The sequence below is a fragment of the Bacillus sp. M5A3_1b genome (assembly GCF_053345335.1).
Genome location: NZ_JBKEZY010000005.1, coordinates 391,652 through 405,715, shown reverse-complemented (window position 1 = coordinate 405,715; position 14,064 = coordinate 391,652). Strand labels below are relative to the sequence as shown.

Sequence of the window (14,064 nt, the reverse complement as noted above, 5' to 3'; positions counted from 1 at the left end):
ACCTGTCCAAAATAAAAAGACATTGTTCATTCAATGTCTTTTTATTTTAAGCTTTAAAAAACAAATGTTGTAATCTCATCTACTTCTTTTCTTGGAAGTTTCTTCGGCTTATCTTTCGGAAAACCGAGTGAAATAACCATATTTATTTGTTTTTCAGACTCAATTTGTAAATATTGTCGTAGTTCATCTTGAGCTAACAATACCGGTCCTGTCATTGGACAAGTACCCAGCCCTTTCGCATGTGCAGCCAACATTAAGTTTTGTGCCGCTAAACAGCTACTCTTAATTCCTTCTTCTTCCCAAACTGAATCTGGAACAAAAGCAATTGGATCAAATATCTTTTCGCGAAATTTTGATTCATATGGTGTTGCCAAACACACGATTAATACAGGTGCCTCTGAGAAAGCTGTTGCATATGGTCCAAATGAACGGGTAAGTAGTTTCCCTGCTTTCTCTTCTCCGTTTTCTGCCGCTTTTGCCGCAAGTTTATGTAATGCATCCCAAGTCATTTGCTCAATTTCTTTAATTTTCTCTCGGTTCATAATGACCAAGAACTCCCAAGTTTGTGAGTTCGTATCACTCGGTGCATAACGAGCACAATCAATAATTTCTTTTATGTCACTAATGGATACTTCTTGTTCTGTGAACTTCCTAACACTTCGTCTACCGTGAATTACTTCTTTAAAATCTTCATAATTCATACATTAAATCCCCTTTTTACAACGTTTTCAAATCTTGTCCTATGTTTGAATTATATCATGAAAAAAAGCTGGAGGAATACCAGCTTTTTTCTTCAATATTAGTTCGTAACTTTAAACAAACGAATACTTTCTTCATATGCAACTTGGAGTTTCTTTGTAATTGGTCCTCTTTCGCCGGTTCTAAACTGTTCATCACCTATTTGAACGACTGGGAATATTTCAAGTGGTGTCGCTGTAAAGAAGCACTCATCAGCCTCATATACTTCTTGTAGTGAAAATTCTCGTTCTTCTACTTCAATATGTAACTCTTTCGCTAATGTAATAACGAAGTGACGTGTAATGCCATGTAGAATGAAGTTGTCAGCCGGATGTGTAATCAATTTATTATTCTTCACCATAAAGAAATTTGAATGACACCCTTCAGTTACAATTCCATCTCGTACTAATATCGCTTCTTGATAGCCTTGTTCGTTTATTTTATTTTTAATCATAATATTAGGTAGCAGATTTAAAGATTTTATATGACAAAACTTCCACCGTATATCCTCTTCTACCGTAACTTTTATTCCCAGTTCCATAGCAGCAATTGGTCTTGGAAACGAAACAATATTTGCAAAATATGTTGGCTGCATATTTGACTCATATACATGATTACGTGCTTGAGCACCTCTTGATATTTGCAAATATACATTCCCATCTTCTTGAAATTGATTTTTTTCAATCATTTCATGCAACTCTTCCACTAACTCCTCCTTAGTAAAAGATGGAATTAGTTTTATTTCTTCCATAGAATTAAAGAATCGTTCCAAATGTAGATCTAATAAATGTGGCTTCCCATCATATAGTCTGAATACCTCGTATATACCATCACCAAATTGAAAGCCTCTCTCCTCTAATGGAATCATCGGCTGTTCTTCCTTCGTATTTACAATTCTTCCGTTAAACAAAATCCAATCTTTATGAGTAGCTTTCATTCATTCCCACTCCTTTATTCCATAATTGGTTTAATTGTACAACTTATCCACGCTCAAAAGAAGGAATTTTCTGTATTTTCACAAATAAAAAAGTACATCACCCATTTAAGGTGATGTACTCGACCATTCATTTACTTTAAAAAATATTTTTCAATATCATCTAACATAAGGTTTGCAGCTACAATACCACCTGCTGTATTCCAAATCACTTCATCTACTTCGAATACTTTATTATCTTTAGAAGCCTGTAACTGCTTAAAGAGCGGATCTTCTGTCCATTCTTTCGCTAACGTGTTTCCTTCATTATTCTTATCCGCATCTTTATCAGATGTGAAATAGAATAAGTAGTCCCCGTCCATATTTGGAATTTGTTCTTTTGTAATTCCTTTTATCGCAAATTCATCTTTATCTTGTAGTGGTGGTCGTTTAAATCCAATATCATTTAATACAACGCCTGAGAATGAATTTTTTTGATAAATACGAACATCACCTGGGACGAAGCGAATAATTGAAACTTTAGAGTTAATTTTATCACCTAATTGTTCTTTTATTCCTGCAATACGCTTTTTATAATCATTAAGAGCATTTTGCCCTTCTTTTTCTTTATTTACAGCTTTTGTATAAAGCGTAAAGTTTTCTTTCCAATCACCGCGCAATGTTTCAGCATATACTGTTGGCGCGATTTCTTTTAACTGCTCGTATATTTTTTCGTGACGCATTTTATTTCCAATAATTAAATCCGGCTGAAGCTTCATTACTGCCTCTAAATTAATGTCACGCTCAGTTCCTACTACTTTCGTATCTTTTAACTCATCCGCTAAATGAGGATACCATTCATCCCCAGCTCGTGGTTTTGTCGTTCCAACTGGCGTTACTCCAACAGTTAAAAGTGCCTCAGCACCCTCATTCGTTAAAACAACAACTCTTTTTGGTGTACCATTTACTGTCGTTTCGCCCATTGCATGCTTTATACTATATGAATCTTTTGCCTTTACTGATGTATCTTTATCTTTCTTCTCTTCTTCTTTACCGCAACCTGCAATTATGACCATTAATAACATAATGCAAAGTATAAAAATATTTTTAGTGCGTGTCATAAATCCTCCTAGTTGAAAATGATTTTCATTAACATTTAAAGATTAATGTATATCTCATGCATTGTCAATAGATATATCAGAAAACTTTTTCAATACATATAATTTCGACCTCATTTTTATTCAAAATATTTTTGTACTTATTTGCTATTCACTTTTTAACCGTAACATGTGAAACATAAACGGACATAAGAAAGTAATTGTAATTCCAGTCAATGCATAACGTACATAATACATATCAGGTATTACTTTTTTTAGTATGAGCTGTATCATTAACATGAAACTAAGGCCTAAAACTGTTTTTACTACTTGTATTTTTAAATTATTACTTTCGCTTATTTTAATAAAATGATTCTCTAACATGATACCAATCGTAGAACCTGTCAAAACTCCAAGTAATTTTAAATTATCTATTTGGTCAGTCATAAAATACATAGTAAGTGAAACTGCCAATACAATTCGTTGTAACAATATAAATTTCCTATCACTTAATTCCCCTGTTACTTTCGTATATAAATAAACAACTATGACACTAATTAAAATTGCACCTCGTTGTTTTTTGATATATAGAACTACTATTAAATAAATCAGCATACATATAACTTTCAAAACCATTACAATTACAAATAAAAAAACCGCCTTATGTAAGGCGGTTTCTATTATTGCGCTTTAACCAATTTAAAATAAATATATACGATTGATAGTGAATATAACGTATGCAAAATAAAAGAAATAAAAGGGCTATTCCAGTGCTACTATACAGCAAACCGAACTTTAAAAAAATATTTAATAGCGGTGGAAAGTTCGTTATGTTTTGTAATGTAATAAGCATACAAAATAAAAGGAAAAACACAGGGGCATATTGTAATTCATACGGCTTTCTTTTCTTATTCATTCTTTTTCGAATGAACATATGGATTAGCTCTGCTACTATAAAACACCCTCCAATTAATACAAGACCAGAAGTCATCGTCATATATCCACCTGCCTTATATTTATCTCGCACAACTACTCATCGTTATATTTTCTTCACATATATTCCATCTTCTTCATTAAAACCAAAGCTCTCTATGAAAGTTTTTGCTTGTTCTGTTAATTCCGTTTGTAATACCTTTATCTCTTTCACGTTTCTTTCTTTCATCATCGTTTCAAATGTAAAATACGTATTTGTCCCATAACCGTAACTTTGATAATCAAAGTGAATAATTAACTGCGATAAAATTGCACTCTCCTCTTGTACACTATAGTCTATTACACCAATATATGTATCATCAACTTTCACACAATACTGTACTTGATTCTCAGTTAAACTATGTGAGCGAAACATTTCTTTAACAACGCTTTCATTATCTACAGTTACTTTTTCAAACGTAATCATATGTTGTCCATCCTTTTACTATTATTGTATCAATAATACGTCCTATTTATGAAAAAAACCTTAAGACCATATGCGATCTTAAGGTTTTTCTAATTAAACTAAGCTATACGCACGTTTCGTTTCTTCGTGGAACTTATTCGTATCGTATTTATGCTCAACATAAATTTGATGCCATACCATAAACGCAAGTACAGTCCAAATTTTACGGCTATAATCGCCTTTATCTGCACAATGTGCTTCCAGTAAGTTTAATACATACTGTTTGTCGATTAAATGCTCTGTTTTACTCTCGTTTATAATATTGATAGCCCAATCATGCATTTCGTCTTTTAACCAGTGACGAATTGGTACTGGGAATCCAAGTTTTTTACGATCTAATACGTGATCTGGAACGATTCCGCGTGCCGCTTCACGTAAAATAGCTTTCGTAGTTCCGTTAGCAATCTTAAATTCAGTTGGAATTTTAGATGCAACATCAAATACTTCTTTATCTAAGAACGGTACACGAAGTTCTAATGAGTTTGCCATTGTCATTTTATCAGCTTTTAATAAAATGTCACCGCGTAACCATGTGAACATGTCAATGTACTGCATTTTGCTTACATCATCATAATCTTTAATCTCGTTATACAATGGTTTCGTGATATCCATATAGTTAACACTTTCATTGTAATACTTCATTAATTCAACTTTCTCTTCTTCACGGAAGATTTTCGCGTTTCCATAGTAACGCTCTTCAATTGGCGTACATCCACGTTCTAGGAAGCTCTTTCCTTTAAATCCTTCTTTAAGAGCACCACTTAATGCTTTTAGAACGCTCTTACCTGGGCTAGGAATGTAAGAGAACATTTTTAGTGAGTTTGGCTCACGATAAATGTTATAACCACCAAATAGCTCGTCTGCACCTTCACCTGAAAGAACAACTGTTACATGCTTACGTGCTTCTTTTGCAACGAAGTACAATGGTACAGCTGCTGGATCTGCTAAAGGATCATCCATATGCCAAATGATTTTTGGGAACTCATCCATAAACTCTTTCGCTGAAATGAATACGTTATGGTTTTTAACGCCTAATTTCTCAGCAGTTTCTTTTGCAACATCAACTTCACTGAAACCACGTTGTTCAAAACCAATTGAGAATGTTAAAAGATTTGGATTCATTTCTCTTGCGATAGAAGCGATAATAGATGAATCGATACCACCAGATAAGAATGAACCTACTGGTACATCACTGCGCATATGCACTTTTACTGAATCATACAACACATCACGAATTGCTTGGATATGCTCCTCTTTCGTTGCGCTTGAAGCATTGAAATAAGGTTTCCAGTAGCGATAGATTTCCATCTCTTTACCGATTTCTTTTACGAAATAATGACCAGGCTCGATTTTATTAACATCAATTGTTAATGTTTCTGGCTCTGGACCATATTGGTACGTAAAGTAATGTTGTAGCGACGTTGGATTAACGCCTTTATCTTCCATCACATGCATAATACTTTTCTTCTCAGATGCAAAGAATGTAGTATCACCTTGTTGTGCGACGTATAAAGGTTTAATACCGAAGTGGTCACGTGCACCGAAAAGTTTCTTCTCTTCACGATCCCAAATCATAAATGCAAACATACCACGAAGATAGTCTACACATTTTTCTTTCATATGTGCATACAATGCAATGATAACTTCTGTATCAGATTGTGTTGCAAACGTTGCACCTTTTTCAAGTAACATTTCACGTAATTCTACATAGTTGTAAATTTCACCATTAAAAATAATTACATATCGATCATTTTCATAAGTTAGCGGCTGATGTCCTGCCTCTAAGTCAATGATGCTTAAACGGCGGAAGCCAAATTGTACATGTTCATCACGAAAATATCCTTCGTCATCTGGACCGCGGTGGAAAATCATCGTGTTCATATTTTCAAATTGATGTTTTTCTGTTTCTGAAAACTCTCTAGGGTTTTCACATAAACATCCTACAAAACCACACATACTTCTTACCCTCTTTCAGTTTTCATTCTGTCTATATACTACTATATCAACCCTATTTATACTAGCATAATCAATTGAATATGGCGACCAAAAACTATAAAAAAATCACTCCATTTCACATTTTTAACAATTTTTTATGAAAACATGAAAACTAGGCAATCACCTTTCTCCGCTTTTGTCATATGATATTGCAAATTGATTTCTAGGAGGGAATACCATGAGTGAAGAAAAAAAAGACTCTTCTCGCCCACCGGTTCGCAATTATTTAAAACAAATTGATGATTTCTTCGAGCAAACACCACTTCGCAATGTAATCGCTGATTTAAATCATTTTTTCCAAAAAGGAAATCGTTTATTAACATTCCCCGTAGATTTATATGAAGTTGGTGAAGAACTCGTTGTTACAGCTGAACTACCAGGTATACAAAAAGAACAAATTCAAATTGAAATACAAAGTGAATACTTAAAAGTCTCTGTAAAAGAAGAGATACTTGAAGAGGTCGAGGAAGAAACGTCTCATAACTATTATCGCCGAGAACGTTCCATTTCAGAAGCATCAAGATTGATTAAATTACCGTACTCAATTAATAAAAAAGCAGCGAAAGCTTCGTATCAAAACGGCGTGTTAGAAATTCGGGCACCAAAACTTCCACAACAACATGACATTTTATCCATAGACTAATGTAAAAAAAGAAGGGTGCTGTGCACCCTTCTTTTTAATCCACTAATCTCTTCATATCACGTATAATGTCTTCGTACGGCGTATTACTAATACCACTATACTTTTTCATTACTTTTCCGTTTTGATCAATTAAATAAAATGATGTACCATGTATAACTTGACCATCCTCAGGTTTATCTACAAGTGATTGGAAATTATCTTTGGAAAACTTTGTAATATCTTCTAATGAATAACCCGTTAATAAATTCCAGTTACTAGTATCCTCTGTAAACTTTTGAATGAAAGCCTTCAAATTCTCCGGCTTATCAAGGTCTGGATCTACACTAAACGAAACAAACTGAACGTCTAATTTCTCTTCTTTGGCCATCTTTTGCAGTTTTGCCATATTGGCAGTCATTGGCGGACAAACTGTTTGGCAATTTGTGAACATAAAATCAGCAACCCAAACTTTCCCTTTTAAATCTTTTGTACCAAATGACTTTCCATCTTGATTTGTAAATTGGAAAGTTTCTAAATCCCAATTCAATGGTTTACGAAGCTTTGAACCCGATCCACTACATCCAGCAAGTACAAAGAGACAAAATACAACCATAAGACCAATTATTTTTTGATAACGCTTCATTTATAAACCTCTTTTCTCTATCCTAAATTTAAATAGGTTATGTTTATCATAACAAAAGTTAACACTACGAGAAAATTGTTTACTACATTTGTTCACGAAATCGTACGAATTTACGTATGTTACTTCTTTATTTCAAGCCAATTACTAGACAAAATTTATTTTTTTACTATTATTTCTCTAAATAGAAGTTGCAAAACTAATTTTATTGTTACTTTTGTAAACGCATCCCCCTATTTTTTTACAATTCCTTAAACATTCATCCATGTTATACACTGTATTCCTTAACAACATTTCGGTACAATACAATTACAACGATTTTAAATGAGGTGATGTTCATGACAAAACGTTATGAAAACATGGATAATGTGAGTACAAAAAAATCAATTCGTTCCTTTATACGTTGGCGAAAAGAACGAAAACAAAATAAAAAGGATTTTTCTTTTTTAGTAGAACAATCACCTGTTAAACAAAGTAAATTCCTACAAAACAACTTTGAAAAGACGTCTGTAACTTGGATTGGTCATTCCACATTCCTTATCCAAACGAATGGGCTGAATATATTAACAGATCCAGTATGGGCTACTAAATTAAAATTAGTTCCAAGACTTACTGAACCTGGTCTTTCTATACAAGAACTACCTAAAATTGATATTGTCCTCATTTCACACGGTCATTATGATCATTTAGATTTTTCATCGCTTCGCCAGCTAAATGATGATGTTTTATACCTTGTACCTATTGGACTGAAAAAACTATTTACTCGCAAAAAATTTACTCGTGTAGAAGAGTATAATTGGTGGGAAAATACGATCATTAATGATGTTTCCTTTCACTTCGTACCTGCTCAGCACTGGACGAGAAGATCCTTATTTGATATGAATACATCACATTGGGGTGGATGGATTATTAATAATGAACCAACGAAAGAAACCGTTTATTTTTGTGGTGACAGTGGCTATTTCCAAGGTTTCAAAGAAATTGGCAGACGCTTTTCAATTGATATTGCCCTTATGCCCATTGGCGCTTATGAACCAGAGTGGTTTATGAAAGCATCTCATGTTTCACCTGAAGAGGCAGTGCAAGCTTATTTAGATTTAAACGCTACACACTTTATACCGATGCATTACGGAGCTTTTGCCCTCGCCGATGAAACACCCCGCGAGGCAGTAACAAGGCTTCGAAATAATTGGAATTTACGTATGTTACCGTGGGAACAACTGCATGTACTCTTTTTAGGCCAAACCTTTACTTATAATAACGCAACAAACGGTAAGCAAGTAAATGAAAAAATTGAAACATTACACGTATAACGTAACTACTTATTTTCTATATCCAACATATACTATAGAAAATCATAAAGTAAAACTTTAATCAGTGGGTGTTTTCTATGAATGAATATTTACAGACTCGCTATATAATTAGCGGGAGTGCCTGTATAACCCTTCTTATTTCTTACTTTCTATTCACATAAAAAAAGCTACTTGAAAATTCATTTCAAGTAGCTTTTTTATTACTCTGCTAAATACATAAATCCAATTGCACCCGGACCTGTATGAGTACTAATAATAGGCGTTGTAAAGAAAATTTCTGATTGAGCAAATCCACTCACTTTTTCAACAGCCGCTTTTACATTTTCAGCTAAAGGAATTGCTTTAGCATGCGGAATTGCAACAGCTTTTACAACTTTTCCAGCTGTATCTTCCTCAAATAACTTAGCTAACGTTTTTACAATTTGACCTTGGCTACGCACTTTCGTTACAGGGTTATAAACACCATCTTCAAGGCTAGCAATTGGCTTTATATTAAGTAGCGAACCGATAAACGCTTTTCCTTTACCGATACGCCCACCCTTCACTAAATTTTCTAATGTATCTACTACTACATATAAACGAGTATTCTTTCTCACTTCATCTACACGTTTTAAAATTTCTTCTAGTGAGCGTCCTTCATTTGCCATTTTTGCAGCTTCTATTACTTGATATGCTAAAGCATGTGTAATAAATTGAGAATCAACAACTGTTACTTTTGTGTCGGTCATTGATGCAGCACTATTGGCAGTTGCCACAGTACCACTCATTCCACTTGTCATATGAATGGAAAGTACTTCACTTCCATCTTCACCTAACTTGTCATACATTTCTACAAATGTACCCATTGCCGGTTGTGATGTTTTTGGTAATTCCTCTGATTTGATCATTTCTTCAATAAATTCATCAGGTTGTAAATCAACGCGATCTAAATATGTTTGTCCATTTACAGAGATTGATAATGGTAGCACATGAATGCCATACTTTTCGATTACATCCTGCGTTAAATCTGCAGTTGAATCTGTTACAATTTTAATTTTTTGCATATTATATTCTTCCCTTTCCAATACGCTCTCCTTGTTATTATACTAGCATTCCCTGTGCTTTCAACAATTTCGAACAAATTTCACCAAATTAATTATATTTTTATACCTAAAATGAAAAAGACAGAGTTTACTAACCCTGTCCATACTTTGTATCATGCATTTTTTTCAAGGGTATTTGTTTTATATACATTTAAATAATCATTCCACTTCAAACAATTTTGCAAATATTCACGGAAAGAATACGAAAATCTTGGGTGCTTTTGTTTTTGAATTTTTGCAATAAATAATTGAAGACGAGACTGAATTAGAAACGATAATGGATGCTGTGCCTGTAGGACAGGGATTTCGAATATTTTAATACAATCCCCTGTTGAATGAGTGAAATAAAAACTTTTCGTAATCACAATATCAATCCTCTTTTTCATTGGATTTTTGAACTTCCTCTACTTTACGCTGTAACACGTTGTTTAAAGTGGAGACTTCTATGAATACAAAAGTATCCTTAGTCAATCCCTGTAGTCCTTTTGGTTAGAAGATTTATACTCTATTCATCCTCCATCCTAAATATCCGATCAGACAGGAATCCCGTTATCCGTATATTGCTTAATAATTTTAGTATAAACTTAGCAAAGCGCAAAGTTTGTCTAAATTTTGGAGATTCTATAATTTTTTTCTTCTATATATTGTATACGTTTATGTCTAAAGTATAACAAATAAATAAAAAAAGTGCCTTTATAACGAGGCACTTTTCGACTGTATTTCTTCTCTTTTCTTTTTTCGCTTACTGACAATCTTTGATAAAGCGATACTAATTTCATAAATACAAATAAGCGGTACCGCTACTAAACTATGTGATAAAAAATCCGGCGGTGATATACACGATGCAATGATAATCAATGCTACATAAGCATACCTTCTTATTTTTATTAGCAATTCCGCCGTTAACAGTCCAATACTCGTTAAAAACATGACAACTACAGGTAATTCAAAAATTACAGCAAATGGAACTGTTAAATTAAGAACAAAATGAAAATACTTTTCTGTCGTAAACATCGTATTAAACATTTCATTACCTATCGTAGTTAAAAAATGAAATAAAAACGGCATTACAACGAAATATCCAAAACATAAACCTGCAACAAATAATATAGACAATACCGGTATATACATTACTGTCATTTTTTGTTCATTTGGATGTAAACCCGGTTTTACAAATAACCAAATTTGTATAGCAGCAAAAGGAATTGTACAAACGATAGCAAATACTGTAGCAATCGAGAAAAAAATCCATAATACATCACTTGGACCGAGAACAGTTAATTTCATTGGTAAATCTTTTACTAGCCAAAAATAAATATCCTTCGTAAAAGTAAATCCGATAATTAAAAATAGGACAAAGGATAGTACTGTATATATTACTCGTTTGCGAAGCTCAACAATATGTTCTACTACGCTCATTTCCCGATCTTCCATCTCGTTCACCACACTTTATTTATCCATTTCGAGGAAAATTCATTACATTTTTTCTTTCTTTTCCTTCTCTTGAAATGCATCATCAGTCAATTCTTTCGTTGATTTTTTGAATTCTTTTAACGTTTCCCCTAAAGCCTTTCCGATTTCCGGCAATTTTTTCGGCCCAAACAAAATGAGTACAGCTACTAAAATTAAAATTAATCCTGGAAAGCCAATATTTGAAAACATTTCTCCATCCCCTTTATTAGTAGATTCCTTGTCCTACTATTGCATAATTTTATTTTGTCAAAAAAGTTTGAAAACGTCAACAAATCCATTGCCTTTTGTCAAAAAAATTCAAAAATATAATCAATTATACAAATTTCATTTTCTATTGCCCTTGTGTATGATATGGTAAGGGAAATGACATATTATTTTATGATAGTAGAAAGGATTTGCATTATGACTGAAAAAATGACACGAATGACACATTTTGTGAAAGAAGAAATTGCAAATGCAATTACACATGGTATCGGTGCCATTTTAAGCATCCCTGCCTTAATTATATTAATTATTCATGCCTCTAAGCATGGTACCGCATCTGCTGTAGTTGCATTTACGGTTTATGGTGTAAGCATGTTTTTACTGTACTTGTTTTCGACCTTGTTACATAGCATTCATCATCCAAAAGTAGAAAAATTATTTACTATACTAGATCACTCAGCCATTTATTTATTAATCGCTGGCACATATACTCCTTTTTTACTTATTACGCTTCGCGGACCATTAGGCTGGACGTTACTCGCTATTATATGGACACTAGCACTCGGAGGTATCATCTTCAAAATTTTCTTTGTACGTCGCTTTATTAAGGCATCAACATTATGTTATATCATAATGGGATGGCTCATAATCGTTGCTATTAAACCACTTTATGAAAATCTAACTGGACATGGTTTTTCACTACTTTTAGCAGGCGGAATTTTATATTCTGTAGGGGCTATATTCTTCCTTTGGGAAAAGTTACCTTTCAATCATGCCATTTGGCATCTTTTCGTTTTAGGTGGTAGTGCGATGATGTTCTTCTGCGTACTCTTTTATGTCTTACCTACAGCATAAAAAAAGGTTTCAGCTTATATTAAGCTGAAACCTTTTTTTATTACTTATGTAATTGTGATGCGATAACATCCTGTGTATGCTTCATTAATTCTTTAATATCCATATTCGCATACTCTTCAGCTGTAATCGGCTTAGAAATTGTTACTGTTGCATGAGCGGGTTTCATACGGTTTCCATTCGCTTCAAACATTTTATATGTCCCATCTAATGTTACAGGTAAGATTGCTACACCAGATTTTACTGCAAGGTGAAAACTCCCAGCCTTAAACTCTCCAATTTCGCCACCCTTACTTCTCGTCCCTTCTGGGAAGATTACGATTGAATGCCCGTTCTTTAACAGCTCAATTCCATCTTTAATCGCTTGAAGAGATTGACGACGATCATTACGAACCATAAATACACAATTCATAAGTTCCATCCAAGTTGGTACAACTGGAAACTTCTTAATCTCTGCTTTTGAAACAAATCCAATTGGTTTATTTAAGTAACCTAGTAAAACAGGAATATCCATATTACTCTGATGATTACTTACAACTAGTACCGGCTTATCTTTTGGAACATTTTCCAGTCCCTTTACTTCAACTGTCCCACCAGCTACACGCACCATTTTCTTACCAAACCAATTTGTCGTTTTATACACAACATTATCTTTTTCTTGTGGCGACATCGTATTTACTTGTCTTTTCAGACGCCACATTCTCGGTGTAATCGCAATTACGATTAAAATTAAATAAAAGATTTTAAAAAACGTTTGAATCATACAGAACCCCCACCTATTATCATTCCGACCTTCATTATACTAGACAAACGAAGGAAAAAGAAGAAAAAATGTCCAAACAGCAAGTGCTTGGACATTTTTTAAGTATTCTATATTAGAAACGTTTTGCTAATTCACGAGCATTAGCAATTGCTGCTTCTTTAATTTCTGGTGCTTTTTCAGGGTTTGCATTCATACCTTCAACTGCAATGTATTCAGTTTCATTTACACCAATGAATCCTAATACTGTTTTTAAGTGATTGCGGCCGAAGTCTACAGCTGCGTATGCTCCTTCAGAATAAACGCCACCTGTTGCTTGAATGTGAAGTGCTTTTTTGCCTTCTAATAAGCCAACTGGGCCATTTTCAGTATACTTGAATGTTTTACCTGCGATTGCTAAGTTATCTAAGTATGCTTTTACTACTGGTGGATAGCTAAAGTTCCACATTGGAGTTACGAATACATAACGATCCGCATGCATAAATGTTTCTAAGTTTGTGTTCATTGCTGCAACTTTTTGTTGTTGAACTTCAGTTAAAGTTTCAAAGCCTTCACCTGCTGCAAATTTACCCCAAGCAGCAAATACATCCGCATCGATTGCTGGTACTGTAGTGTTGAATAAATCAATTGTTACAACTTCGTCTTGTGGATGTTCGTTTTTATAAGCTTCGATGAAAGCTTCTCCTACTGCCATTCCGAAAGAACCTTCTGCTGAATTTGGATTTGCTGTAATAAATAGTACTTTTGTCATTGTATTCTCTCCCTTTTACACATCTTATCTTTAATTTGAGATTTATAATTCGAAAGTAAATAACTTACCTTATGTAAGTATAATACAAAAAGTTATGTTCAATGTCAATAAAAAATAGCTACTTTTTTTTCGTAAGTTAATAAACACTATCTGTTCAATATGTTTCTGGTGAAACAAAAAACTACC

16 protein-coding genes and 1 pseudogene are annotated in these 14,064 nt (G+C 33.6%); 3 read left to right on the top strand and 14 right to left on the bottom strand.

Going from position 1 to position 14,064, the window contains the following annotated elements:
* Positions 1-53: 53 nt before the first annotated feature.
* From ACLBWW_RS16985 to asnB, 7 genes and pseudogenes are all read right to left on the bottom strand, one after another.
* Positions 54-701 carry a nitroreductase family protein gene (locus tag ACLBWW_RS16985; protein ID WP_046955687.1) on the bottom strand — a complete coding sequence of 216 codons (648 nt, stop codon included), beginning with the start codon at positions 699-701 and terminating at the stop codon, positions 54-56.
* Between the two features lie 98 nt (positions 702-799).
* The gene (dat, locus tag ACLBWW_RS16980; protein WP_048541211.1) at positions 800-1,675 is read right to left on the bottom strand and encodes a D-amino-acid transaminase; all 876 of its coding nucleotides are present in this window, start codon (positions 1,673-1,675) and stop codon (positions 800-802) included.
* Between the two features lie 131 nt (positions 1,676-1,806).
* Positions 1,807-2,772 carry an ABC transporter substrate-binding protein gene (locus tag ACLBWW_RS16975; RefSeq protein WP_048541210.1) on the bottom strand — a complete coding sequence of 322 codons (966 nt, stop codon included), beginning with the start codon at positions 2,770-2,772 and terminating at the stop codon, positions 1,807-1,809.
* 144 nt (positions 2,773-2,916) lie between these two features.
* Positions 2,917-3,318 (bottom strand): annotated as a pseudogene (locus tag ACLBWW_RS16970) (phosphatase PAP2 family protein); the annotation flags it as partial.
* Between the two features lie 91 nt (positions 3,319-3,409).
* Complete coding sequence (locus ACLBWW_RS16965; protein WP_048541209.1) at positions 3,410-3,739, bottom strand: hypothetical protein; 330 nt, start codon at positions 3,737-3,739, stop codon at positions 3,410-3,412.
* 48 nt (positions 3,740-3,787) lie between these two features.
* A complete protein-coding gene (locus tag ACLBWW_RS16960; RefSeq protein WP_048541207.1) occupies positions 3,788-4,147 on the bottom strand; it encodes a GNAT family N-acetyltransferase in 360 nt (119 codons plus the stop codon).
* A 93-nt stretch (positions 4,148-4,240) separates the two neighbouring features.
* A complete protein-coding gene (gene asnB, locus ACLBWW_RS16955) occupies positions 4,241-6,142 on the bottom strand; it encodes an asparagine synthase (glutamine-hydrolyzing) (RefSeq protein ID WP_048541206.1) in 1,902 nt (633 codons plus the stop codon).
* 217 nt (positions 6,143-6,359) lie between these two features.
* Here asnB and ACLBWW_RS16950 point away from each other — a divergent pair, with 217 nt between their 5' ends.
* On the top strand, positions 6,360-6,824 hold the full coding sequence (locus ACLBWW_RS16950; protein ID WP_001288088.1) for an Hsp20/alpha crystallin family protein: 465 nt from the start codon (positions 6,360-6,362) through the stop codon (positions 6,822-6,824).
* Between the two features lie 34 nt (positions 6,825-6,858).
* On the opposite strand, the gene ACLBWW_RS16945 is transcribed toward ACLBWW_RS16950, so the two are convergent.
* Positions 6,859-7,446 carry an SCO family protein gene (locus ACLBWW_RS16945; protein ID WP_046959312.1) on the bottom strand — a complete coding sequence of 196 codons (588 nt, stop codon included), beginning with the start codon at positions 7,444-7,446 and terminating at the stop codon, positions 6,859-6,861.
* 335 nt (positions 7,447-7,781) lie between these two features.
* Between ACLBWW_RS16945 and ACLBWW_RS16940 the strand changes: the two genes are divergently transcribed.
* Complete coding sequence (locus ACLBWW_RS16940) at positions 7,782-8,756, top strand: MBL fold metallo-hydrolase (RefSeq protein ID WP_000167208.1); 975 nt, start codon at positions 7,782-7,784, stop codon at positions 8,754-8,756.
* A 200-nt stretch (positions 8,757-8,956) separates the two neighbouring features.
* Here the strand turns inward: ACLBWW_RS16940 and ACLBWW_RS16935 are convergent, their stop codons facing one another.
* The 4 genes from ACLBWW_RS16935 to ACLBWW_RS16920 all read right to left on the bottom strand — a co-directional run bounded on the left by ACLBWW_RS16935 (position 8,957) and on the right by ACLBWW_RS16920 (position 11,500).
* Positions 8,957-9,799, bottom strand: coding sequence for a DegV family protein (locus tag ACLBWW_RS16935; protein WP_033657798.1), 843 nt, complete (start codon positions 9,797-9,799; stop codon positions 8,957-8,959).
* Positions 9,800-9,951: 152 nt separating this feature from the next.
* A complete protein-coding gene (locus ACLBWW_RS16930; RefSeq protein ID WP_000629012.1) occupies positions 9,952-10,203 on the bottom strand; it encodes a DUF2535 family protein in 252 nt (83 codons plus the stop codon).
* Between the two features lie 328 nt (positions 10,204-10,531).
* Positions 10,532-11,272 carry a twin-arginine translocase subunit TatC gene (tatC, locus tag ACLBWW_RS16925; RefSeq protein ID WP_048541204.1) on the bottom strand — a complete coding sequence of 247 codons (741 nt, stop codon included), beginning with the start codon at positions 11,270-11,272 and terminating at the stop codon, positions 10,532-10,534.
* A gap of 42 nt (positions 11,273-11,314) precedes the next feature.
* Entirely contained in the window at positions 11,315-11,500 is a 186-nt protein-coding gene (locus ACLBWW_RS16920; RefSeq protein WP_000492443.1) for a twin-arginine translocase TatA/TatE family subunit, read from the bottom strand.
* Positions 11,501-11,713: 213 nt separating this feature from the next.
* Between ACLBWW_RS16920 and trhA the strand changes: the two genes are divergently transcribed.
* Entirely contained in the window at positions 11,714-12,370 is a 657-nt protein-coding gene (trhA, locus tag ACLBWW_RS16915) for a PAQR family membrane homeostasis protein TrhA (protein WP_000136880.1), read from the top strand.
* Positions 12,371-12,410: 40 nt separating this feature from the next.
* On the opposite strand, the gene ACLBWW_RS16910 is transcribed toward trhA, so the two are convergent.
* Both ACLBWW_RS16910 and ACLBWW_RS16905 read right to left on the bottom strand, forming a co-directional pair.
* Positions 12,411-13,130, bottom strand: a complete 720-nt coding sequence (locus ACLBWW_RS16910; protein WP_262720976.1) for a lysophospholipid acyltransferase family protein — start codon at positions 13,128-13,130, stop codon at positions 12,411-12,413.
* 112 nt (positions 13,131-13,242) lie between these two features.
* Positions 13,243-13,878 carry an FMN-dependent NADH-azoreductase gene (locus tag ACLBWW_RS16905; protein ID WP_048541201.1) on the bottom strand — a complete coding sequence of 212 codons (636 nt, stop codon included), beginning with the start codon at positions 13,876-13,878 and terminating at the stop codon, positions 13,243-13,245.
* Between the last annotated feature and the right edge of the window lie 186 nt (positions 13,879-14,064).

Bases quoted from the DNA above. Each gene is read 5' to 3' on its own strand.
- ACLBWW_RS16985 (WP_046955687.1), bottom strand. From the start codon at position 701: ATGAATTATGAAGATTTTAAAGAAGTAATTCACGGTAGACGAAGTGTT.
- ACLBWW_RS16965 (WP_048541209.1), bottom strand. From the start codon at position 3,739: ATGACTTCTGGTCTTGTATTAATTGGAGGGTGTTTTATAGTAGCAGAG.
- ACLBWW_RS16935 (WP_033657798.1), bottom strand. From the start codon at position 9,799: ATGCAAAAAATTAAAATTGTAACAGATTCAACTGCAGATTTAACGCAG.
- ACLBWW_RS16905 (WP_048541201.1), bottom strand. From the start codon at position 13,878: ATGACAAAAGTACTATTTATTACAGCAAATCCAAATTCAGCAGAAGGT.
- asnB (WP_048541206.1), bottom strand. From the start codon at position 6,142: ATGTGTGGTTTTGTAGGATGTTTATGTGAAAACCCTAGAGAGTTTTCA.
- dat (WP_048541211.1), bottom strand. From the start codon at position 1,675: ATGAAAGCTACTCATAAAGATTGGATTTTGTTTAACGGAAGAATTGTA.
- ACLBWW_RS16945 (WP_046959312.1), bottom strand. From the start codon at position 7,446: ATGAAGCGTTATCAAAAAATAATTGGTCTTATGGTTGTATTTTGTCTC.
- trhA (WP_000136880.1), top strand. From the start codon at position 11,714: ATGACTGAAAAAATGACACGAATGACACATTTTGTGAAAGAAGAAATT.
- ACLBWW_RS16950 (WP_001288088.1), top strand. From the start codon at position 6,360: ATGAGTGAAGAAAAAAAAGACTCTTCTCGCCCACCGGTTCGCAATTAT.
- ACLBWW_RS16940 (WP_000167208.1), top strand. From the start codon at position 7,782: ATGACAAAACGTTATGAAAACATGGATAATGTGAGTACAAAAAAATCA.
- ACLBWW_RS16920 (WP_000492443.1), bottom strand. From the start codon at position 11,500: ATGTTTTCAAATATTGGCTTTCCAGGATTAATTTTAATTTTAGTAGCT.
- ACLBWW_RS16910 (WP_262720976.1), bottom strand. From the start codon at position 13,130: ATGATTCAAACGTTTTTTAAAATCTTTTATTTAATTTTAATCGTAATT.
- ACLBWW_RS16975 (WP_048541210.1), bottom strand. From the start codon at position 2,772: ATGACACGCACTAAAAATATTTTTATACTTTGCATTATGTTATTAATG.
- ACLBWW_RS16960 (WP_048541207.1), bottom strand. From the start codon at position 4,147: ATGATTACGTTTGAAAAAGTAACTGTAGATAATGAAAGCGTTGTTAAA.
- tatC (WP_048541204.1), bottom strand. From the start codon at position 11,272: ATGGAAGATCGGGAAATGAGCGTAGTAGAACATATTGTTGAGCTTCGC.